This is a genomic window from Thetidibacter halocola, assembly GCF_018224955.1.
Taxonomy (GTDB): domain Bacteria; phylum Pseudomonadota; class Alphaproteobacteria; order Rhodobacterales; family Rhodobacteraceae; genus Thetidibacter; species Thetidibacter halocola.
In genome coordinates this window covers 68,161-87,808 of sequence record NZ_JAGTUU010000009.1, presented here as the reverse complement: position 1 = coordinate 87,808, position 19,648 = coordinate 68,161, and the positions used below count along the sequence as shown (strand labels likewise).

The window sequence follows — 19,648 nt, the reverse complement described above, 5'->3', positions numbered from 1 at the left end:
GGGCTCCTTCGGTTTGGTGTCAGCCGTTCCGCAGGCGCGCCTTGAGCGCCAGCAGGTCGGCCCAGGCCTCGCGCTTGGCGCCGGGATTGCGCAGCAGGTAGGCGGGGTGAAGCATGGGGATCGCGGGCAGGCCCTCGGCCTCGGTCCATTGGCCGCGCAGGCGGGTGATGCCGGTGCGGCCCAGCAGCGCCTTGCAGGCGTGGTTGCCCGTGACCACCAGCAGCCTGGGTTGTGCCAGCGCGATGTGGCGGCGCAGGAAGGGCTGCATCATGGCGATCTCGGCGGGCAGCGGATCGCGGTTCTGCGGCGGGCGCCAGGGCAGGACATTGGTGATGTAGACGCTTTCGGTCCGGCTGAGGCCGATGGCCTCCAGCATACGGTCCAGCAACTGCCCGGCGCGGCCGACGAACGGTCGCCCCTCGCGGTCCTCGTCCCGGCCCGGCGCCTCGCCCACGATCATCACGGGGGCGCCGGCGATGCCGTCGGAGAAGACGAGGTTGCGCGCGCCCTTGCGCAGGTCGCAATGCTCATAAGCGCCCAGCGCGGCGCGCAAGGCGTCGAGATCGGTGGCGGAGCGCGCGGCCGCCTGCGCGACGGCAACCGGATCGACCTGTTCGACGGGGTGCGGTGCCGTGGGCGCGGCGGTCGCGGTCGCGGTGCGGCCGCGCTGTGCCTGCGCCGCCTCGCGGGCGGCGGCATCGATGGCGAAACGGTCTAGGGGCTGGTCGAGGATCGCCTCGTCCACCCCCATCTCGAGCTGCCACTCGAGCATCGCCTTTGTCGCGTGCCAGTCGATTGCCGATTCCATGAGGCTTACCTTACTGTGCCGGGCGGGCGGGGGCCACGGGGCTCAGGACAGGGTGACGGCGGCAACCCACCAGCCGGGATGCGCGGCCTGGATGGCGTCGGCCAGCGCCTGCGCATCGGTCAGGCTGTCGCAGAGGCCGAAACAGGTCGCGCCCGAGCCCGACATGCGCGCCAGCCGCGCCGGCGCCAGCGCCGCAAGGACCGCGCCGATGACCGGGGCCTGTGCGCGGGCGGGTGGTTCAAGGTCATTGCGCTGGGTCGCCAGCCAGTCGATCAGCACGCCGGGCGCTGCGCCCTCGGGGATCGGGTCGAGCGGGGGATTGTGTTTCGACGGCAGGGCCCGGAACACCGATGGCGTCGGCACCTCGATGCCGGGATTGACCAGAACGGCGGGCAGCGGCGGCAAGTCGAGTGGTTCGACGCCTTCGCCGATCCCGGTCATCCGCGCCGCGCGGCCCAGCATGCAGACCGGCACATCCGCGCCCAGCGCCAGCGGATCGAAGGCGGGCGGGCGGCCGGTCATCCGTTCCAGCCCGCGCAGCACGGCCGCCGCGTCGGACGAACCGCCGCCGATCCCGGCCGCGGCGGGCAGGTGCTTGTCCAGCGTGATCGAAACCGCGCGGCCATAGCGGTCGGCGGCCTTCCAGCAGAGGTTGCGCGCATCGTCGGGCACTCCGGCGGCGCGCGGCCCGGTTACGGTCAGCGCCATCGCGGGCGCGGGGGCCAACGCAATGCGGTCGCCCAGGTCGGCGAACATCACGATCGAGTCGAGCAGGTGATAGCCGTCGCTGCGCTGGCCGGTGACGTGGAGGCAAAGGTTGACCTTGGCCGGGGCCAGCAGGTCAACCGTCGTCATCTTTGCCCGGCGTGGCGGCCGCGGCCCGCAGCGGTTCGGAGCCTTCCTCGGAGAGCACCAGGTCGAGCCCGACCTCGATCTTGCGGCGGATGCGCGGGATGTCGACGTCTTCCGAGGCGTCCTCCCACTCGGCGAAGGACAGCGCGCGCTTCCACATGAATTCGGCCTCGCGCTTGCGGCCCACGGCCCAGTAGACGTCGCCCAAGTGGTCGTTCACTACCGGGTCGATGGGCATCAGTTCGGCAGCGCGTTCCATGTGGCCGACGGCTTCTTCATAGCGACCGAGGCGGTAAAGGACCCATCCCAGGCTGTCGACGATATAGCCGCTGTCGGGGCGCGCGGCGACGGCGCGTTCGATCATGTTCAGCGCCTCGTCCAGCTTGCGCTGCTGTTCGACCAGCGAATAGCCGAGATAGTTCAGCACCTGCGGCTGGTCGGGGTTCAGTTCCAGTGCCTTGCGGAAATCGGCCTCGGCCTCGTCCCAGTGGTCCAGCCGTTCGTGGCTGATGCCGCGGGCGTAGAACAGGAACCATTGCCGCTGGGTGATCTCGGCATAGCGGTCCAGCGCGGCGGTATAGGCGGCGATCGCCTCGTCATGGCGTTCCAGCTGGCGCAGCAGGTCGGCGCGGGTCGAATGCACGATGGGCAGGTCGCCATGGCTTTCGGCCAGCGCTTCGAGCACGGCCAGCGCGTCGTCCGTCTGGTCCTGCTGGCGCAGCGCCTCGGTGCGGCCCAGTTCGGCGGCATGGAAGGAGGGATCGTCCGCGGACACCTCGGCATAGGTGCGTTCGGCCAGCTTGTATTGCCGCATCTGGTAGAGCACCTCGGCGGCCAGCAGGATCGCGTCGGTATGGTCGGGGCGCAGATGATGGGCCATGCGGGCGTAAAGCAGCGTCAGGTCGTCGCTGTTCTCGTTCGAGAGCGCGCCGGCCACGGTGTAGAAGACCTCTGCCATGCCGTCGCGGGCCGATCGGATGTGGTCGAAGGGCAGGCGTTCCTTCGCCGCGACCGAGGCGCGCATCGCCGCCAGCCCCGGGTCGAGGTCGGCGCCGAAGGCGGTATCGATCAGTTGCACCGCCTCGTCGAAGCGGTCGAGCTGGCTCAGCACCTGCACGCGGGCCATGACGCCGCGGCGGGTCATCGCCATGCCGCCGATCTCGGACCCGGCGAACAGCGCCTCGGCGCTTTCGAAATCGCCGACCGAGGCCAGCGCCAGCGCCTTGTGATAGGTAGCGAACGGACCCAGCCCCTGAAGCTGCGCGGCCTCGTCGAAGGCGACCAGTGCCGCGCTCATATCGCCCTGGCCCAGTTGTGCCCAGGCTTCTGTCAGGCGGTCGGAAAGCGGTCCGAGACCGCGGTCTGCCTCGATCGCCATGAGGATCGCGGCGTATTTCTCGGCCTGGCCGTCGCGGGTGATGAGGGCCATCTGGGCGATCTGGCTGACCAGGCCAAGGTCCGCCATTCGGTCGGCGACGGCCGCGGCCTGTTCCACATCGCCAAGCGACATGTTGGCCAGGACCGCGCGTTCCAGCAGTTCGGGGTTGTCGTTGTCAAAGGCCAGTGCGCGGCCGTAATGGCGCGCCGCTGCTTCGAAATCGCCCATGATGGCGGCCTGGCGCGCAGCGAGATAGTCGCCTGCGATGCCGTTGGCCGGGGCCGCGGCGGGCAGGGCCAGCGCGCAGCAAAGCGCCGTCGCGCCAAGAAACCGTCTGATCGGATGAGTCACCGATGCCTCTCCCCTTGTCTCGCCGCGCCTCGGCACGGGCTGTTGCCGCCAAACTAGGCGGGCTGTCCCGCCATGACAACGGGATTGCGGCCCGGCGGCGCACACAGCGGTCACAAAGGAGAGATCATGCCCGGGTTCAGCCCACGCTGCGGGCGTGCAGCCGCCGGAACTGCCGCAGCGTGCCCAGTTGCACGGGATCGAGCGGTGTGTCAAAGGCCAGCGCGACGACGCCGTCCGCTTTGCGCACCACCCGCCCGTAGATGCGCCGGCCGACCACGGTGAAACGTGCCCGTTCGCCCAGTGCCACCGGCACGGGCACGCGACAGCGCAGGCCGGTCTGGCTGACATTGACGATCTCGGCGACACGCATGCCGCTGTCCTTGAATTCGATTTCCGTCTGCCACGCGCTGGGCCAGCGCGTGGCGCGCATCTGCATGACCATCGGGCGACTCCCTTGCCTTGATCCGTGCGGGAATCGTCGCAGAGCGGGGTTAACGGGGCATGAAAAAGGGTTGGCTCGACAAACCCGCCCCGCGCCCATGCCTCACATGTTGGGATAGTTCGGCCCGTCACCGCCCTGCGGCACCGTCCAGTGGATGTTCTGGCTGGGGTCCTTGATGTCGCAGGTCTTGCAGTGCACGCAGTTCTGGAAATTGATGACGAAGCGGGGTGACTTGCCCTCTTCCCTGACCACCTCGTAGACGCCGGCCGGGCAATAGCGCTGCGCGGGCTCGGCATACTTGGGCAGGTTGTCGACGATCGGCACGTTTGCATCCTTGAGTTTCAGGTGCGCGGGCTGGCTTTCCTCGTGGTTGGTAAAGCTGAAGGCCACGTTTGTCAGCCGGTCGAAGGACAGCGTGCCGTCGGGTTTCGGATAGTCGATGGGCTGGAATTTCGCGGCGATGCCGGTCGCCTCGGCGTCGGTCTTGCCATGGCCGATCGTGCCGAACAGCGACAGGCCCAGAAGCTCGTTCGTCCACATGTCGAGCCCGCCCAGCGTCAGCGAGGCCGTCAGGCCGTATTTCGACCAGAGCGGCTTGACGTTGCGGACCTTCTTGAGGTCCTTGCCGATGGCTCCGCCGCGAACCTCGGTCTCGTAGGCGGTCAGCTCGTCGCCCTCGCGGCCCGCCTGGATCGCGGCATAGGCCGCCTCGGCCGCCGCCTTGCCCGAGAGCATGGCGTTGTGGTTGCCCTTGATGCGCGGCACGTTGACCATGCCGACCGAGCAGCCCAGCAGCGCGACGCCCGGCGCGACCATCTTGGGCATCGACTGGTATCCGCCCTCGGAAATCGCCCGCGCGCCATAGGCTACGCGCTTACCGCCCTTGAGCAGCTCGGCCACCATCGGGTGATGCTTGAACCGCTGGAATTCCATGTAGGGATAAAGGTGCGGGTTCTCGTAGTTCAGGTGCACCACGAAGCCGACGTAAACCTGGTTGTTCTCGAGATGGTAGATGAAGCTGCCGCCGCCGGCGTTGCTGCCCAGCGGCCAGCCCATCGTGTGCGTAACCGAGCCCCGCTTGTGCTTGGCCGGGTCGATCTCCCAGATTTCCTTCATGCCGATGCCGAATTTCTGCGGCTCGTGGCCCTTGGACAGGCCATAGCGGCCGATCACTTCCTTCGATAGCGACCCGCGCACGCCCTCGGCAAGGAAGACGTACTTGCCGTGCAGTTCCATCCCCGGCTCGGTGTTCGGGCCATAGGTGCCGTCCGACTCCAGCCCGAAGACGCCGGCCACCACGCCCTTCACCCGGTCACCGTCATAGACCAGTTCGGAACAGGACATGCCCGGGAAGATCTCGACCCCCAGCGCCTCGGCCTGTTCGGCCATCCAGCGGCAGACATTGCCCATCGAGACGATGTAGTTGCCGTGGTTGTTCATCAGCTTCGGCATCGGCCAGTTGGGGATGCGGATCTGTCCCGCCTCGCCCAGCATGTAGAAATTGTCCTCGGTCACGGGCGTATGCAGCGGTGCGCCCCTGTCCTTCCAGTCGGGAATCAGTGCATCGAGCCCGCAGGGGTCCAGCACCGCGCCCGACAGGATATGCGCGCCGACCTCGGAGCCCTTTTCCAGCACCACGACCGAAAGATCGGCGTCGAGTTGTTTCAGCCGGATCGCCGCAGACAGGCCCGCCGGACCCGCGCCCACGATCACCACATCGTATTCCATCGACTCGCGTTCGATCTCGGCCATGTCGCCACCTCCCGGGGTTCGCGCAATATTCTGTCGCGGTTACGTAGCGCGGCAGTGCGGCAAGGGTCAATTGCGACACGGCGTTACATCGCCCGAAACCCGCCTGTTCCGGCGCCCTTGCATTGCGCGGGAGCATTGCTCACTCTTGCACGCAAGAGATGCGCGTGCTTTGAACGCGCAGGACGCGGAACCGGGCCGCCGGGCCCGCAATAGGCCGGAAAGACGTTCATGGAAAAGATCCTGATGACCCGCGCGGGTTTTACCGCGCTCGAAACCGAATTGAAGATGCTCAAGACCAAGGAGCGTCCCGCCGTGATCCAGGCGATTGCCGAGGCGCGCGAACTGGGCGACCTGAAGGAAAACGCCGAGTATCACTCGGCGCGGGAAAAGCAGGGCTTCATCGAGGGGCGCATCAAGGAACTCGAGGGCATCCTCGGCCTGACCGAAGTGGTGGACCCCACGACCCTGTCCGGCGCGGTCAAGTTCGGCGCGACGGTGAAGATCGTCGACGAGGACACCGACGAGGAAAAGACCTGGCAGATCGTGGGCGAGCATGAGGCCGATGTCGAGAAAGGCCTGCTCAACATCAAGTCGCCTATCGCCCGCGCCCTGATCGGCAAGGAGGCGGGCGACAGCGTCGAGGTGCGCACGCCCGGTGGCGAGAAGAGCTACGAGATCCTCAGCATCGAGTACAAGTGATCCGATGGCCGGCGAACAGGAACCGCGCCCCGGCCAGGTCGGCCTGTATCAACGGGAACCGTCGCAGGCCCTGACGGGGATCGAGGTCGCGGGCCTCGGCCTGTCCGGGTTCTGGCTGCTGCTGTCGGGTGCATTCTTCCTGTTCGGCGGTGCGGACCTGCCGGATGGCGGGCTGGGTTTCGTCATCGTGCTGATGGTGATCGTGCTGCCGGTGGCGCTGATCTGGGTTGCCGTGATGGCGGCGCGCAGCGCGCGCGTGATGCGCGAAGAGGGCACGCGGCTGCGCGCCGCGATCGACGCGATCCGCCAGGCCTATGTCGCGCAGGCGCAGCAGGGCCGGTCCGAGCAGCCGCACCCGGCGATCCTGAAACGGCTAGACGAGATGTCCGCGACCCAGAAGGGCCTGGAGACGACGTTGGCGATGCTGGTCTCGGTCCGAGCGGCCGAGGCCGCGGCGTCGGCGATGGCGCCCCCCGCCGCCGCACCGGAGGCGGGCGACCAGCCGGCGCTGATGCTGGGCACGCCACCGGACGCGATGAAGCCGCCGCTGGCCAATGCCGATTTCATCCGGGCGGTGAACTTTCCCGAGACGGCCGAGGACAAGGACGGGTTCGCCGCGCTGCGCCGGGCGCTGAAGGACCGGCAGGCGGCGCAACTGATCCAGGCGGCGCAGGATGTGCTGACGCTGCTGAGCCAGGACGGCATCTACATGGACGACCTGCGCCCCGATCTGGCGCGGCCGGAAATCTGGCGCGCCTTTGCCCGCGGCACGCGGGGACGCGAGATCGCGGCGCTGGGGGGCGTGCGCGACCGCTCGTCGCTGACCCTGGCGACGGGCCGGATGCGGGCCGACACGATCTTTCGCGACGCGGTGCACCATTTCCTGCGCCGCTTTGACCAGACGCTGGCGGCGTTCGAGCCGAACGCCAGCGATGCCGAACTTGCCGAGTTCGGAAATACGCGCACGGCGTGCGCCTTCATGCTGCTGGGGCGTGTGGCAGGCACGTTCGACTGAGAGCGGGTTTCGGCCCGCTGGCGTGACCCGATCCGCCGGGGGCTCTGCCCCGGACCCCCGGGATACTTTCAGCCAGATGAAGCCCGGGCGGTTACTTCTTGCCGATCTTCGGTTCTTCGCCCTTGAGGATACGGGTGATGTTGGCCTGGTGGCGCCACCAGATCAGCGCGGCCAGCGGGATCCCGACCACGACCAGGTCGGGCCGTCCAAGAAACCACATCCAGAGTGGCGTCAATGCGGCGGCGGCCAGCGCGCCCACAGAGGAGATTCGGCTGACGGCGGCGGCGGCAAGCCAGGTGGCGCAGGCGGCGAGGCCGACGGGCCAGGCCAGTGCCAGAACAGTGCCTAGGAAGGTGGCGACGCCCTTGCCGCCCTTGAACTTCAGCCAGACCGGGAAGCAATGCCCGGCGAAGGCCGCGAGGCCCGCCCATTTCGCCACGTCCGGCCCCGCGAAGGCCAGCGAGAGCAGGACCGCGATGGCACCCTTGCCGCTGTCGAGGAGCAACGTGGCGAGGGCCGCGGGCTTGTTGCCGGTGCGCAGGACGTTTGTCGCGCCGATATTGCCCGAGCCGATCTGGCGCAGGTCGCCCAGACCCAGCGCGCGGGTGATGACGAGGCCGAAGGGGATGGAGCCCAGCAGGTAGCCCGCGACGATCCAGACCAGCAGTTCCATTGCGTCAGCCTCCGAAAACGCGTTTGCCCGCGACCCAGGTGCCCAGCACGCGGCCCTGCAGGCGGGCGCCGTCGAAGGGCGTGTTCCGCGATTTCGAGCGCAGCTTGAACCGGTCGAGGATGATCGGCTTGTCCGGGTCGAAGAGCACGAGGTCGGCGGCTGCGCCAGTGGCGAGGCGCCCGGTGTCGAGGCCCAGCAGGCGCGCGGGGTTCAGCGCCAGCGCGCGGAACAGGATGGGCAGGGTCAGTTCGCCCGAATGGTAGAGGCGCAGCAGCACGGGCAGCATGGTTTCCAGGCCGACGGCGCCCGAGGCGGCCTCCTCGAAGGGAAGGCGTTTGCTTTCCTCGTCCTGCGGCGTATGGAAACTGCCGATCACGTCGATCAGACCGTCGCGGATCGCGGCGACCACGGCCTGGCGATCGTCCTCCGAGCGCAGCGGCGGCTTGACCTTGAAGAAGGTGCGGTAGTCGGCCACGTCCAACTCGTTCAGCGTCAGGTGATGTATCGACGTGCCGGCGGTCACGGCAAAGCCGTTCTTGCGGGCGCGGTCCAGCGCGGGCAGGGCGCGCGCCGTGGTGATCTGGTCGGCGTGATAGCGGACACCGGTCATCTCGACCAGGGCGATATCGCGGTCCAGCCCCATGCGTTCGGCCATGGGCGAGACGCTGGGCAGGCCGCGGAGCGAGGCGAACTTGCCGGAGGTCGCCGCGGCGCCGTGGCTGAGGCCGGGCTCCTGCGGGTGGCCGATCACCAGCGCGTTCAAGCTGCGGGCATAGGTCATGGCGCGGGACAGCACCTTGGTATCCGTCACGACCGCATCGCAATCGGTAAAGGCGACGGCGCCCGCATCCATGAGAAAGCTGATCTCGGTCATCTCGCGCCCCTCGCGGCCCTTGGTCAGCGCGGCCATGGGCAGGACGTGGACGGGGGCCGCCTCGACCGCGCGGCGGCGGATGAATTCCAGCGCTTCGGGCGTGTCGATGCAGGGGTGGGTGTCGGGCCGGGTGACAATCGTGGTCACGCCCCCCGCCGCCGCCGCCTGTCCGGCAGAGCCGTAGGATTCCTTGTGGCGTTCGCCCGGCTCGCCCACCTTGACGCCGAGATCGACGATGCCCGGGGCGAGGCAGGCGCCGTCGGCGTCGATCACCTGCGCCTTGCCGGCGGGCAGGCCGGGGCCGATGGCGGCGATGCGGCCGGCCTCGATCAGCAGGTCGCCAATGGTGTCGGACTGCGCCTCGGGGTCGATCAGGCGGGCGTTGCGGATGAGCGTCGCTGTCATGCAGAGCCTCTTTCGGCCTCGATCCGGGCGATGGTGCCGGCGGGATCGGACTGGAACTTGATCAGGTGCTTGTCGCCGGACCGGGTGACCATCTGGACGGCGGAGCCGATGGCGCGGAGTTTTTCGATCTGTCCCAGTGGCACCATGCGGCCGCCGGGGCCGTGCAGGGTGGCGTCGCGCAATTGCCATGTCTCGGCCAGGGCCTCGTCCATCAGGTACCAGCCGCGCAGGGTGACGGCCGCGAGGCCGCCCACGGCGCCGGTCCAGACATGCGGGTTGCCCGCTGCCCACAGCACGACCATGCCTGCCGCCATGGCGACAGCGGCCAGTGTGACGTGGCTTTGCACATAGGTTCTGCGGTCGGGGATAAAGGGGATCATGCTGCGCCTCGCTGGACCTGGCGCATCAGGGCATAGACCTGCCGCGCCTCGGCGATGTCGTGAAACCCGATGCGGGTCTCGTAGCCGCCCTTGCGGCCGACCCGCCACTCGGAGGCGAAGATCACCGATCCCGGTTCCCGATCCCTGAAGACCAGGCCGTTGTCCGGGGTGACGGGATAGCTTTTCAGGTCGCGCCCCTTCAGCGGCAGGTCGCGCGCGATGAAGGCGCGGCGGTCGGTCAGCGTGTACCAGGTGCGGCTGCGCACAAAGGGGCGGCCCAGCACCGGCCAGAGCACGATGCCGAGGCCCAGCGAGAAATGGATGGTGCCGAACAGCCAGAACGGCCCGCCGCCCTGCGCGGCCATCACCATCCAGAACAGCGCGAACCCGGCAAAGATCGTGCCGAAGACCATCATCAGGATATCCCCGCCGCCGACCCGGATCAGAGTGGCGGGGCGACCCTGCCAGAGGATGCGCTCGCCGGGATCGAGCAGACCCTCCCATCCTGTCGGCGTCTGTACGGCGGACGCGGTCATCGCAGCGCCAGCGCCACGACGAGGACGACCACGATCGCGACAGCCAGTGCGATCAGCCGCAGCAGGCCCGAGCCTCCGGTGCCCGCCGGGGCGGGCTGACCACCCAACGCGCCCCTGGCGGCGTCGCTTTGCAGGCGCGCGCCCTTCGGCTTGGCCCTGGTCTCGGCAAAGGTGCCTATCCAGCGCAGCGGTGTGGCGATGGACAGCGTCTGCGAGGTGTTGTCGAAGGCCTGCGCGGGCAAGATCACCACATGGCCCGTCAGCGCGTCGATGCGGTTGCGCATCTGGCGGAAATCGTCACCCGAGGCGCCATGCGCCTCTGTCATGTATTGCGACAGGCTCATCTGGCCGAGATCGCGGATGTCGACCACGTCGACGAAGGCGGTGCGCAGAACGGTGGCCCCGAGCGCGTATTTCAGCGGCCATTCCCCGGTGCCTGCCTGGGTGACGAAGCGTTCGACGGCCTCGCGTGGCAGGTCGAGGTGGAACAGGCGTACCGTGTCGCGTTCCGATCCGTTGATCTGCATGCTTGTCATGCCCTGACCTCGGACGGGCGGGCACGCAGGTTGCGCGCCAGCAGTTCCATCGCGGCCATGCGCACGGCGACGCCCATTTCCACCTGGTCCTGGATGACCGAGCGGTTGATATCGTCGGCCAGCGTGCCGTCGATCTCGACCCCGCGATTCATCGGGCCCGGGTGCATCACGATGGCGTCGGGCGCGGCGCATGCGAGTTTCTCGGCATCCAGCCCGTAGCGGTGGTAATACTCGCGCTCGGACGGGATGAAACCGCCGTCCATACGTTCCTTTTGCAGCCGCAGCATCATCACCACGTCCACGTCTTCGAGGCCCTTGCGCATGTCGTCGTAGACCTCGACGCCGAAGGCCTCGATTCCCGTTGGCATCAGGGTGGGCGGGCCGATCAGGCGGATGCGGTTTTCCATCTTGTGCAGCAGCAGGATGTTGCTGCGCGCCACGCGGGAATGGGCGATGTCGCCGCAGATCGCGATGTTGAGCCGGTGCAGCCGACCCTTGGCGCGGCGGATCGTCAGCGCGTCCAGCAGCGCCTGCGTGGGATGTTCGTGCCGCCCATCGCCTGCGTTGATGACGGCGCAGTTGACCTTCTGCGCCAGCAGGTCGACCGCGCCCGATTGCGGATGGCGCACCACCAGCAGGTCCGGGCGCATGGCGTTCAACGTCAGGGCGGTGTCGATCAGGGTTTCCCCTTTCTTGATCGACGATGCCTGCATCGCCATGTTCATCACGTCCGCGCCCAGCCGCTTGCCCGCCAGTTCGAAACTGGCCTGCGTGCGGGTCGAGTTCTCGAAGAACATGTTGATCTGGGTGAGGCCCGCCAGGACCTGCGAATGCCGATCACGGCCGCGGTTGAAGCGGACATATTGCTCGGCCAGGTCGAGGATCGTCACGATCTCGTCGGGGCGGAGCGGCTCGATCCCGAGCAGGTGGCGATGGTCGAAGCGCATTGGCGTCCTATGCGTGGGGCATACCCTGTTTAGGAAGGCCCGCGCGCCGGGGCAAGACCGTCAGGCGACCCGTGCGACGACATAGTCCGACAGGTCGACCAGCAGATCGCGCAGGTCCGACCGCGGCAGGCTGCCCATCGCGGCCTTGGCGCGACGGGCCCAGTCCAGCGCCTCGCGCCGGGTCGCTTCAAGCGCGCCATGGCGGTTGAGCAAGTGCAGCGCGTGGTCGAGATCGCCATCGCGCTGGTCGCCCTTCTCGATCACCCGGGACCAGAAGGCGCGTTCCTCGGCATCTGCCCTGGCCACCGCCTTGATCAGCGGCAGGGTCAGCTTGCGCTCGCGGAAATCGTCGCCGACGTTCTTGCCGGTGGCCGTGCCGCCCCAGTAATCCAGCAGGTCGTCGACGATCTGAAACGAAATGCCCAGCGCGTCGCCATAGTCGAACAGCGCGCGCACCTCGTCCTCGGGACGGCCGGCGATCACGCCGCCCACCTCGGTTGCCGCCGAGAACAGCGCGGCGGTCTTGCCGCGCACGACTTGCAGATAGGTCGCCTCGGTCGTCCTGAGGTTCTGCGCGGCGGTCAGCTGCAGCACCTCGCCTTCGGCGATGGTGGCGGCGGCGTCGGACAGGATGCGCAGGACGCGCAGGTTGCCGGTTTCCGTCATCAGCTGGAAGGCGCGGGCGAACAGGTAGTCGCCCACCAGCACGCTCGACTTGTTGTCCCACAGCAGGTTGGCCGTGGGCCGGCCGCGGCGTTTCAGGCTTTCGTCCACCACGTCGTCATGCAGCAGGGTCGCGGTGTGGATGAACTCGACCGTGGCCGCGAGATGAACGTGATAGGGGCCCTCGTAGCCGCACAGATGCGCCGAGGCCAGCGTCAGCAGAGGGCGCAGCCGTTTGCCGCCGGCCTCGACCAGGTGGGCAGTGACCTCGGGGATGCGGGGGGCATGTTCCGAGGCCATCCGCTCGCGGATCAACTCGTTCACGCGTCCCATGTCGTCCTGCATCAGGGCGGCCAGCCGCTCATGCGGTTTCGTCGCGGTCTCGTCCAAGCTCATCAAACTCCCCTGCAAGGCTCGACAAGTAACGTGCCTTGTCCTTACATCCACCCTATGGAAGAGCTTCTGCGCACCACCGACATCACGCTTATCCCGCTGGCCCGGACCCTTCTTGAGAGCGAGGGTATAGACAGCTTTGAATTGGACGTAAACATGAGCGTCCTCGAGGGCTCCATCGGCATCCTGCCACGCCGGCTGATGGTCCGCTCCGGTGACCTGGCGCGGGCACGGACGGTGCTTTGGGAGAACGGGGTGCGGTTTGACGGCTGAGCCGGATGTGACCCTGACGCAGGACCATTTCCTCGGCGGGCGCGTTCGGCTTTGGCAGCCAGTCGCAGGCTATCGTGCGGGCGTCGATCCGGTACTGCTGGCGGCGGCTTGCGCCGCGCGGTCCGGCCAGGCGGTGCTGGAACTGGGCTGTGGCGCGGGAGCGGCGCTGTGTTGTCTTGGCGCGCGCGTCGGCGGGCTGCGGCTCGACGGGCTGGAGATCCAGCCGGACTATGCCGCACTGGCCCGGCGCAACCTGTCGGAAAACGCCCTGACGGGTACGGTCTTCGAGGGTGACGTTGCGGTGCCCCCGGCCGCGGTGCGGCAGGTTTCCTATGACCATGTCATCGCCAATCCGCCGTATTTCGAGGCGAGCAAGGGGCTGGCGGCGCAGGATGCCGGACGTGACACGGGCCGCGCGGGCGCGGTGCCGCTGGCCGACTGGCTGGGGCTGGCCGCGCGGCGGCTGAAGCCCGGCGGCTTCGCGACCGTCATCCAGCGTGTCGAGCGCCTGCCGGAATTGATGGCGGCCTTCGACGCCGTCCTTGGCTCGCTTGAGTTAATGCCGCTGATCCCGCGCGAGGGGCGCGGGCCGCGCCTGATCCTGCTGCGCGGCCGCAAGGATGGGCGGGCGCCCTTCCGGTTTCATCCCGGCCCGATCATGCATCCCGGCGCGGCGCACGGATTCGACGGCGAGGGATACACCCTGCTGTTTGAGGCGATTTTTCGCGACGCTGCGTCATTGCCCTTTCCCGAATGATATCGGCAAATTTTCGCACTTTCGGCGCCAAACCTCGGTCCCATGCTGCACCCGCAGCGTGACAGACTCGAAATACTGTGCTGCACTGAAGGTCCAACCCATCAAAGGAGGACCACCATGAGCCTGAGTTCGCACCTGAATGAACTGAAGCGCAAGCACACCAGCCTTGCTGCTGCGGTGGAAGAGGCGCAACGCGCCCCCGGTGTCGACGATCTGCGCGTGGCGGAAATGAAGAAGCAGAAATTGCGCCTCAAGGAGGAGATAGCCCGGCTCGAATCGCGACCGGTGCACTGAAGGGGACAGGGCGTCAGACGCCCGTGAGTGGAAATCGGGCCTGCCCTGCGGGGGCAGGCCTTTTTCGTTGGTGGTGGCGTTCGGGCCGTGAGCAAGGGCGGCGTCACGGGCCGGGTCGTGCACTCCCCCGGAAGCATGCTAGACACCGCCAAAAGCCGGGCAGGGTGCCTGGCGTTCAGGGGAGGCAGGCTTTTGAAAAGGATCGCGATTCTTGCGGGTGACGGCATTGGGCCCGAAATTTCGCAGGCGACGCAACGCGTCCTCCAGGCAGTTTCGGACCACCATTCGCTGGGATTGACGTTTCACCCGGTGACGGTCGGGTTCGACGCGCTGCGCAAGCATGGCTCGACCTTTCCCGACGCCGCCATGCAGGAAATCCAGACCTGTGACGGGATCGTTCTGGGGCCGGTCTCGCACAATGCCTATCCCCCGCGCGACGACGGCGGGCTGAACCCGTCGGGCGAATTGCGCAAGCGGCTGGATCTGTATGGCAATATCCGCCCCGCACGCAGCCGCGCCGGGATCCCGCCGCGGGCGGGCGTTCCGCTGGACCTGATCGTGGTGCGCGAGAACACCGAAGGCTTCTATGCCGACCGGAACATGGTCCAGGGACCGGGCGAGATGCTGGTGACAGAGGACGTGGCGATTGCCATGCGCAAGATCACCCGGCCCGCCTGCATGCGGATCGCGCGCGAGGCGTTTCGCATCGCGAAGGGGCGCAGCGGCCGAGTGACCGCCGTGCACAAGGCCAACGTGATGCGCACCTCCTGCGGATTGTTCCTGGAGTGCTGCCGCCAGATCGCGGCCGAGAACCCCGAAATCGCCTACCAGGAGCAGCTGGTGGACGCGATGTGCGCGCTTCTGGTCCGCGCGCCGGATCAACACGACGTGATCGTGACCACCAACATGTTTGGTGACATCCTGTCCGACCTCGCCTCGGAACTCTCGGGCAGCCTGGGCCTGGCCGCGTCGCTGAATGCCGGAGAGGACCGCGCGATGGCGCAGGCGCAGCACGGGTCGGCACCCGATATCGCGGGGCAGGACATCGCCAACCCGGCCTCGCTGATCGGGTCTGCGGCGATGCTGCTGGACTGGATGGGCCGCCGCTTGCAGGACAAGGCGCTAGGCACTGCCGCCGTCGCGATCGAGGCGGCGCTCGAGGCGGTGCTTAGCGTGCCCGAGCAGCGCACCCGCGACCTAGGTGGCAAGAACGGGACGGCTGCCTTTACCGATGCCGTGATCGCCGAACTGGGCCGTGGGGGTGCGTGAGCTTACGCGCCCTGCGCCTGGAGAAAGCGCGCGGTGGCCTGCACCTCGTCCTGCGTGATCTCGTGCCCGCCGCGGTGCCAGTGGCTTGTGACCTCCGCGCCCTGGTCGGCGAACCAACCTTCCAGTGCGCGGTTCAGCGGGGCGGGGCAGATCGGGTCGCGTTCGCCTGCGGTGATCAGCACCGACCGCCCCGACAGGCCCGGTTGCGGCTGTGGCTGCCACGGAATCAGCGGATGCATCAGCGCCATCGCCTCGACGATCCCGGGATGGGCAAAGCCCACCGAGGCGAGGATGTTCGCGCCGTTGGAATAGCCGAAGGCGAGGGTGCGGCGCGCGCCAACCCGCGCCTTTTCCGCGCGCAGGAAATCGGCCATCGCCTCTGTCCGCTGCGCGAGATCGTCCATGTCGTAGACGCCTTCGGCCCGGCGACGGAAATAGCGCAGTGCACCCATTTCCGACACGTCGCCCCGGGGCGAGATCACATGCGCCTCGGGCAGGATCTGGCGGGCGAAGCCGTGGAACTGCGTCTCGTCCGCGCCGGTGCCGTGAAAGGTGAAGACCAGCGGCCCGGCGCCGGGGGTTTCCGCGAAGGCGTAGCTCATTCGATCGGCTCCAGGTAGCGTTCCAGCGCGGCGCGCAGGTGTTCGTGCTGGGTGGGGAGTTTCAGCGCCTCGCCCAGGTGGGCGCTGTCCTCGTCCCGGTCGAAGCCGGGCTCGTTCGTGGCCACCTCGAACAGGACACCGCCGGGGGTGCGAAAGTAGATCGCCCAGAAATAGTCGCGGTCGATGACCGGCGTCACCTGGAAACCCGTCTCCATCAGCGCCTTGCGCACCTCCAGCTGGGCCGCCCGGTTGTCGACGGAAAAGGCGATGTGATGCACGCTGCCCGCGCCCTGCGCTGCGTGGCGCGCCTCGACCGTGGTGATGTCGATGACCTCGGCGCCATTGCCGTCTGGCACGCGAAACCGGGTGATCCCGCCGTCCTTGCCCTCTTCCTCATATCCCATGAAGCGCAGCAGTTCGGCGCTGGCCGCGGCCCCGCGGGGCGTCAGGCGCATGTCGGCGGAGTGAAAGCCGCGGATCGCAACGTCCTCGGGAACGCCCTCGGTCCAGGGGGTGCGGGGGTCGTCCCCGGTTTCGATGAGGGCGAACCCGTCGCCATCCGGCCCCTCGAAGGCCAGAACGGCATCGCCAAAGCGCGTGCCCTTTTGCATCCCTTCGACCTTGTGCCCCGCAAGGCGCTGTTCCCACCAATCCAGAGAACCCTTGGGCACGGAAAAGGCGGTGGTGCCGACCTCGCCCGCACCGGGGCGGCCCCGGCCTGCGTCGGGGAAGGGGAAATAGGTCATCACCGTGCCGGGCGTGCCGGTCTCGTCGCCGTAATACAGGTGATAGACGTCGGGCGCGTCGAAATTCACCGTCTTCTTGACCCGCCGCAGGCCAAGCGTGCCGGTGAAGAAGGCATTGTTGCCTCGCGCGCTGGAGGCCAGCGAGGTGACATGGTGCAGGCCGTTGATCTGGGTGAGCATGATTCGGGTTCCCTATCCTGGTCCAATGCGGAGATAGGGGACCCGTCTCTGTGAATAAACGCGCTTTGAAGCGCGCTAAGGGTGCAGGATCGCACAGGGTTGGGTGTGGATCAGCTTCGGCTTGGGTACTGACCCAGAAAATTGACGCAATAGCGTGTGCCATCGACCGGACCAGGAATGTTCGGCAGGTTGAAGTTGGTCCGACCGTCGCCGCCATAAACGGTCCCGAACAGGGAGAACAGCGCGGTATACTCCTGGATGGCGATCGTCCGCCCGTCGGCGGGCAGCGTCCCGACGGGGCAGAAATTGCCCCCAAAGAGCCAGATTGTCCCGGTATAGCTCTCCATGCTCTGAGCGCTTGCGGCCTTGGACAGGCCCAGCGTTGCGGTGGCCAGCAAGAGAGCGGCGACGAAGGATTTCAACATGAGAAAGTGCCTTTCCTGAATTTTGTCGGGGTTGAAGGTCCCTTCGGCAGGATGCCTCTCTTGGTTGTGCAGGTCAAACATCATCGCGCAAGGCGTGTCTGCATTCCTGACCACGCACGAAAAACCATTGCCGAATGGCCGGGGTCTGGATCCAGTCCGTCGTCCCGGGTGCAGGGAAAGGGCTGCGCGTCGCGGCCAATGGAGAAGGCGGTGTTGCCCCGCGCATTACAGTCCAGACAAGAGCGGCGGTGCAGGCCGTTAATCCAGTTGAGCACAGGGCAGCTCCTGTCGAACTGCGCCTCATACGCACGTTGGCCTCTGAGCGCTTGGACAGTGCCGCGCCGGGGCGGTGCGCTATTGCACAGGCTGCATGGCACGGACCAGCCGCAGGAAAGCGGCGAAGGCCAGCAGGCACAGCACGAGAAAACCGATGCCCAGCCAGAAGGCCGCCTCGCTGCGGCCCAAGGCCTCGGCCGCGACGCCGGCCAGCGCGGGGGCCGCGACCATCACGACGTAATAAAGGGTAAAGAACAGGCCCATCCCAAGGGCGCGCGTCTCGGCCGGCAGGACGCGGGTGGGCAGCGCCATGATCGGGCCGGCCGGCAGACCGAAGATCAGCCCGACCATCACGAAGGCCAGCGCAGGCAGGCCCGGTTGCAGCACCATCAGGAACGTGGCGCCAAAGCCAGCCAGTCCCAGCGTCAGCACCGCGTCGGACTGGCCCAGACGGTCGGCGAGGATGCCACCCGCCGGAACCGAAAGCGCCCCCAGCCAGAGCGCGAGCGAAGTCGTGGAACTGGCCTCGGCCAGGGTATAGCCGCGCTCGGTCAGCAGGGTGGGACCAAAGCTGAACACCATGGCGATGGCGGCGTTGTAGAAGCCCCAGATCAGCGCGGCCAGCAGGATGCCGGTCAGCGCGGGCCCCACCGGCCAGCCGCCCTTTGCCCCGCCGCGCCTGCCCTGCGGCGCATCGCGGTAGAGCGCCGCGAACAGCGCCAGCGCGGCAAGGTTGACGGCCACTGTCACACCAAAGGCGACGCTCAGCCCCATGCTGGCGGCGAAAGGCGGCAGCACGACCAGTGCCAGCGCGATGCCCACCGGCCAGGAATTGACGAAGATGCCCATGGCGGTCGCGATCTCGCGCCCGGCGAACCAGTCCTGCACCATCTTGGACATCAGCACGTTCAGCAGCACGCCGCCGGTGCCCGCCAGCACCCGCCCGGCGACCTGCGCCTCCCACAGCGGAACCCGCCACATCAGCAGCCCGCCCAGCACCATCAGCCCCAGCGCCGCCGTAACCACGCGCTTGTCGCCAAGCAGTCGGGCGATGCCGCCGCCGGGCAGGGCGATGACAAAGCCGGGCAGCATGTAGAGGCCGATGAGAAAGCCGAGGTCGGCCAGGCTGGCGCCGTGACGTTCCATGAACAGCGGGCCTGTCGCGGCCACCGCCTGGAACTGAAAGCCCATCGTCATTCGGACGGTGAACAGGATGGCAAGCGCGGACCACCTGGATGTCATGCGGCGGTCTCCCCTGCCATGTCTGCGGAAAGCCTAGCAGAAAAGCGCGGTCAAGCGACGAAAAAGGGCGCCCCGCGGCGGGGGCGCCCTGTCCGTGCCGAAGCCGTGCCGCGTCAGACGAAGAACTGCGCGCCGTTGGCCGAGATCGTCGAGCCGTTGATAAAGCCCGCGTCGTCCGAAGCAAGGAAGGTCACGCAGCGGGCGATCTCCGAGGGCTCGCCCAGGCGGCCGGCGGGGATGCCCTTGATGATCTTCTCGCGCACGGATTCGTCGATGGCCATGACCATCTCGGTCGCGATGTAGCCCGGGCAGATGGCGTTGGCGGTGATGCCGAACTTGGCGCCTTCCTGTGCGAGACTCTTGACGATGCCGAGGTCGCCCGCCTTGGTCGCGGCATAGTTGACCTGGCCGGCCTGTCCTTTCTGGCCGTTGATCGACGAGATCACGATGACGCGGCCGAACTGGCGCTCGCGCATGCCGGCCCAGACCGGGTGCACGGTGTTGAACACGCCCGTGAGGTTGGTGTCGATGACCTCTTTCCACTGTTCCGGCGTCATGCGGTGGAACATGGCGTCGCGGGTGATGCCCGCATTGGCCACCACGATGTCGACCGGGCCGAGGTCGGCCTCGACCTTGGCGATGCCCGCCTTGGATTCCTCGTAATCCGCGACGTTCCACTTGTAGGTCTTGATGCCGGTCTCGGCGGTGAAGGCGGCGGCCTTCTCGTCGTTGCCAGCATAGGTCGCGGCGACCTCGCAGCCTGCGGCCTTCAGGGCCTTGGAAATCGCTTCGCCGATGCCGCGCGAGCCTCCGGTGACGAGTGCAACTCGTGCCATGACTGTCCTCCTATGGGTGTTCTTTGTGATGTGTCTTGCGAAAA

At 67.6% G+C, this 19,648-nt stretch carries 23 protein-coding genes; 6 read left to right on the top strand and 17 right to left on the bottom strand.

Annotation, left to right across the window (positions count from 1 at the left end; genetic code table 11):
• Positions 1-19: 19 nt before the first annotated feature.
• The 5 genes from KB874_RS19940 to KB874_RS19920 all read right to left on the bottom strand — a co-directional run bounded on the left by KB874_RS19940 (position 20) and on the right by KB874_RS19920 (position 5,583).
• Positions 20-808: a uracil-DNA glycosylase gene (locus tag KB874_RS19940; RefSeq protein ID WP_212538328.1), complete on the bottom strand. Its 789-nt coding sequence runs from the start codon at positions 806-808 to the stop codon at positions 20-22.
• A gap of 42 nt (positions 809-850) precedes the next feature.
• Complete coding sequence (locus KB874_RS19935) at positions 851-1,663, bottom strand: 4-(cytidine 5'-diphospho)-2-C-methyl-D-erythritol kinase (protein ID WP_212538327.1); 813 nt, start codon at positions 1,661-1,663, stop codon at positions 851-853.
• Positions 1,650-3,389: a tetratricopeptide repeat protein gene (locus KB874_RS19930; protein ID WP_346346578.1), complete on the bottom strand. Its 1,740-nt coding sequence runs from the start codon at positions 3,387-3,389 to the stop codon at positions 1,650-1,652. The genes KB874_RS19935 and KB874_RS19930 overlap by 14 nt, the downstream gene beginning before the upstream one ends.
• 136 nt (positions 3,390-3,525) lie before the next feature.
• Positions 3,526-3,831 (bottom strand): PilZ domain-containing protein, encoded by a 306-nt coding sequence (locus KB874_RS19925; RefSeq protein WP_212538326.1) that lies wholly within the window; start codon positions 3,829-3,831, stop codon positions 3,526-3,528.
• Positions 3,832-3,933: 102 nt separating this feature from the next.
• Positions 3,934-5,583, bottom strand: a complete 1,650-nt coding sequence (locus KB874_RS19920) for an electron transfer flavoprotein-ubiquinone oxidoreductase (RefSeq protein WP_212538325.1) — start codon at positions 5,581-5,583, stop codon at positions 3,934-3,936.
• 228 nt (positions 5,584-5,811) lie between these two features.
• Here KB874_RS19920 and greA point away from each other — a divergent pair, with 228 nt between their 5' ends.
• Positions 5,812-6,282: a transcription elongation factor GreA gene (greA, locus tag KB874_RS19915; protein ID WP_212538324.1), complete on the top strand. Its 471-nt coding sequence runs from the start codon at positions 5,812-5,814 to the stop codon at positions 6,280-6,282.
• Positions 6,283-6,286: 4 nt separating this feature from the next.
• Positions 6,287-7,297, top strand: a complete 1,011-nt coding sequence (locus KB874_RS19910; protein ID WP_212538323.1) for a hypothetical protein — start codon at positions 6,287-6,289, stop codon at positions 7,295-7,297.
• A 91-nt stretch (positions 7,298-7,388) separates the two neighbouring features.
• Here the strand turns inward: KB874_RS19910 and plsY are convergent, their stop codons facing one another.
• Genes plsY through KB874_RS19875 form a run of 7 tightly spaced genes read right to left on the bottom strand, consistent with a single transcriptional unit; the run spans position 7,389 to position 12,707 of the window.
• Positions 7,389-7,970, bottom strand: coding sequence for a glycerol-3-phosphate 1-O-acyltransferase PlsY (gene plsY, locus KB874_RS19905; protein WP_212538322.1), 582 nt, complete (start codon positions 7,968-7,970; stop codon positions 7,389-7,391).
• A 4-nt stretch (positions 7,971-7,974) separates the two neighbouring features.
• A complete protein-coding gene (gene pyrC / locus KB874_RS19900) occupies positions 7,975-9,249 on the bottom strand; it encodes a dihydroorotase (RefSeq protein ID WP_212538321.1) in 1,275 nt (424 codons plus the stop codon).
• Entirely contained in the window at positions 9,246-9,629 is a 384-nt protein-coding gene (locus tag KB874_RS19895) for a hypothetical protein (RefSeq protein ID WP_212538320.1), read from the bottom strand. Before KB874_RS19895 ends, pyrC begins: the two co-directional genes overlap by 4 nt.
• Positions 9,626-10,165, bottom strand: coding sequence for an aspartate carbamoyltransferase catalytic subunit (locus tag KB874_RS19890; RefSeq protein WP_212538319.1), 540 nt, complete (start codon positions 10,163-10,165; stop codon positions 9,626-9,628). Before KB874_RS19890 ends, KB874_RS19895 begins: the two co-directional genes overlap by 4 nt.
• Positions 10,162-10,701, bottom strand: a complete 540-nt coding sequence (locus KB874_RS19885; protein ID WP_249200670.1) for an aspartate carbamoyltransferase catalytic subunit — start codon at positions 10,699-10,701, stop codon at positions 10,162-10,164. The genes KB874_RS19890 and KB874_RS19885 overlap by 4 nt, the downstream gene beginning before the upstream one ends.
• A complete protein-coding gene (locus KB874_RS19880) occupies positions 10,698-11,648 on the bottom strand; it encodes an aspartate carbamoyltransferase catalytic subunit (protein ID WP_212538318.1) in 951 nt (316 codons plus the stop codon). The genes KB874_RS19885 and KB874_RS19880 overlap by 4 nt, the downstream gene beginning before the upstream one ends.
• A 60-nt stretch (positions 11,649-11,708) precedes the next feature.
• On the bottom strand, positions 11,709-12,707 hold the full coding sequence (locus KB874_RS19875) for a polyprenyl synthetase family protein (RefSeq protein ID WP_212538317.1): 999 nt from the start codon (positions 12,705-12,707) through the stop codon (positions 11,709-11,711).
• A 54-nt stretch (positions 12,708-12,761) separates the two neighbouring features.
• Here KB874_RS19875 and KB874_RS19870 point away from each other — a divergent pair, with 54 nt between their 5' ends.
• The 4 genes from KB874_RS19870 to KB874_RS19855 all read left to right on the top strand — a co-directional run bounded on the left by KB874_RS19870 (position 12,762) and on the right by KB874_RS19855 (position 15,297).
• A complete protein-coding gene (locus KB874_RS19870) occupies positions 12,762-12,977 on the top strand; it encodes a putative signal transducing protein (protein WP_212538316.1) in 216 nt (71 codons plus the stop codon).
• Between the two features lie 7 nt (positions 12,978-12,984).
• A complete protein-coding gene (locus KB874_RS19865) occupies positions 12,985-13,734 on the top strand; it encodes a tRNA1(Val) (adenine(37)-N6)-methyltransferase (protein WP_428849253.1) in 750 nt (249 codons plus the stop codon).
• A 117-nt stretch (positions 13,735-13,851) separates the two neighbouring features.
• On the top strand, positions 13,852-14,028 hold the full coding sequence (locus KB874_RS19860; RefSeq protein WP_212538314.1) for a YdcH family protein: 177 nt from the start codon (positions 13,852-13,854) through the stop codon (positions 14,026-14,028).
• A gap of 192 nt (positions 14,029-14,220) precedes the next feature.
• Positions 14,221-15,297 (top strand): isocitrate/isopropylmalate dehydrogenase family protein, encoded by a 1,077-nt coding sequence (locus KB874_RS19855; RefSeq protein ID WP_249200668.1) that lies wholly within the window; start codon positions 14,221-14,223, stop codon positions 15,295-15,297.
• 2 nt (positions 15,298-15,299) lie between these two features.
• Here KB874_RS19855 and KB874_RS19850 read toward each other — a convergent pair whose 3' ends face one another.
• The 5 genes from KB874_RS19850 to phbB all read right to left on the bottom strand — a co-directional run bounded on the left by KB874_RS19850 (position 15,300) and on the right by phbB (position 19,604).
• Positions 15,300-15,899: an alpha/beta hydrolase gene (locus KB874_RS19850; protein WP_212538312.1), complete on the bottom strand. Its 600-nt coding sequence runs from the start codon at positions 15,897-15,899 to the stop codon at positions 15,300-15,302.
• On the bottom strand, positions 15,896-16,825 hold the full coding sequence (locus KB874_RS19845; protein ID WP_212538311.1) for a VOC family protein: 930 nt from the start codon (positions 16,823-16,825) through the stop codon (positions 15,896-15,898). Before KB874_RS19845 ends, KB874_RS19850 begins: the two co-directional genes overlap by 4 nt.
• A gap of 110 nt (positions 16,826-16,935) precedes the next feature.
• Positions 16,936-17,334, bottom strand: a complete 399-nt coding sequence (locus KB874_RS23020; RefSeq protein WP_249200666.1) for a phage tail protein — start codon at positions 17,332-17,334, stop codon at positions 16,936-16,938.
• Positions 17,335-17,604: 270 nt separating this feature from the next.
• On the bottom strand, positions 17,605-18,768 hold the full coding sequence (locus tag KB874_RS19835) for an MFS transporter (RefSeq protein ID WP_212538310.1): 1,164 nt from the start codon (positions 18,766-18,768) through the stop codon (positions 17,605-17,607).
• A 113-nt stretch (positions 18,769-18,881) separates the two neighbouring features.
• Positions 18,882-19,604, bottom strand: a complete 723-nt coding sequence (phbB, locus tag KB874_RS19830) for an acetoacetyl-CoA reductase (protein ID WP_212538309.1) — start codon at positions 19,602-19,604, stop codon at positions 18,882-18,884.
• Positions 19,605-19,648: the final 44 nt, after the last annotated feature.

Bases quoted from the DNA above. Each gene is read 5' to 3' on its own strand.
- KB874_RS19845 (WP_212538311.1), bottom strand. From the start codon at position 16,825: ATGCTCACCCAGATCAACGGCCTGCACCATGTCACCTCGCTGGCCTCC.
- KB874_RS19885 (WP_249200670.1), bottom strand. From the start codon at position 10,701: ATGACAAGCATGCAGATCAACGGATCGGAACGCGACACGGTACGCCTG.
- plsY (WP_212538322.1), bottom strand. From the start codon at position 7,970: ATGGAACTGCTGGTCTGGATCGTCGCGGGCTACCTGCTGGGCTCCATC.
- pyrC (WP_212538321.1), bottom strand. From the start codon at position 9,249: ATGACAGCGACGCTCATCCGCAACGCCCGCCTGATCGACCCCGAGGCG.
- KB874_RS19850 (WP_212538312.1), bottom strand. From the start codon at position 15,899: ATGAGCTACGCCTTCGCGGAAACCCCCGGCGCCGGGCCGCTGGTCTTC.
- phbB (WP_212538309.1), bottom strand. From the start codon at position 19,604: ATGGCACGAGTTGCACTCGTCACCGGAGGCTCGCGCGGCATCGGCGAA.
- KB874_RS19860 (WP_212538314.1), top strand. From the start codon at position 13,852: ATGAGCCTGAGTTCGCACCTGAATGAACTGAAGCGCAAGCACACCAGC.
- KB874_RS19870 (WP_212538316.1), top strand. From the start codon at position 12,762: ATGGAAGAGCTTCTGCGCACCACCGACATCACGCTTATCCCGCTGGCC.
- greA (WP_212538324.1), top strand. From the start codon at position 5,812: ATGGAAAAGATCCTGATGACCCGCGCGGGTTTTACCGCGCTCGAAACC.
- KB874_RS19895 (WP_212538320.1), bottom strand. From the start codon at position 9,629: ATGATCCCCTTTATCCCCGACCGCAGAACCTATGTGCAAAGCCACGTC.
- KB874_RS19925 (WP_212538326.1), bottom strand. From the start codon at position 3,831: ATGGTCATGCAGATGCGCGCCACGCGCTGGCCCAGCGCGTGGCAGACG.
- KB874_RS19920 (WP_212538325.1), bottom strand. From the start codon at position 5,583: ATGGCCGAGATCGAACGCGAGTCGATGGAATACGATGTGGTGATCGTG.
- KB874_RS23020 (WP_249200666.1), bottom strand. From the start codon at position 17,334: ATGATGTTTGACCTGCACAACCAAGAGAGGCATCCTGCCGAAGGGACC.
- KB874_RS19940 (WP_212538328.1), bottom strand. From the start codon at position 808: ATGGAATCGGCAATCGACTGGCACGCGACAAAGGCGATGCTCGAGTGG.
- KB874_RS19875 (WP_212538317.1), bottom strand. From the start codon at position 12,707: ATGAGCTTGGACGAGACCGCGACGAAACCGCATGAGCGGCTGGCCGCC.
- KB874_RS19880 (WP_212538318.1), bottom strand. From the start codon at position 11,648: ATGCGCTTCGACCATCGCCACCTGCTCGGGATCGAGCCGCTCCGCCCC.
- KB874_RS19935 (WP_212538327.1), bottom strand. From the start codon at position 1,663: ATGACGACGGTTGACCTGCTGGCCCCGGCCAAGGTCAACCTTTGCCTC.
- KB874_RS19835 (WP_212538310.1), bottom strand. From the start codon at position 18,768: ATGACATCCAGGTGGTCCGCGCTTGCCATCCTGTTCACCGTCCGAATG.
- KB874_RS19910 (WP_212538323.1), top strand. From the start codon at position 6,287: ATGGCCGGCGAACAGGAACCGCGCCCCGGCCAGGTCGGCCTGTATCAA.
- KB874_RS19890 (WP_212538319.1), bottom strand. From the start codon at position 10,165: ATGACCGCGTCCGCCGTACAGACGCCGACAGGATGGGAGGGTCTGCTC.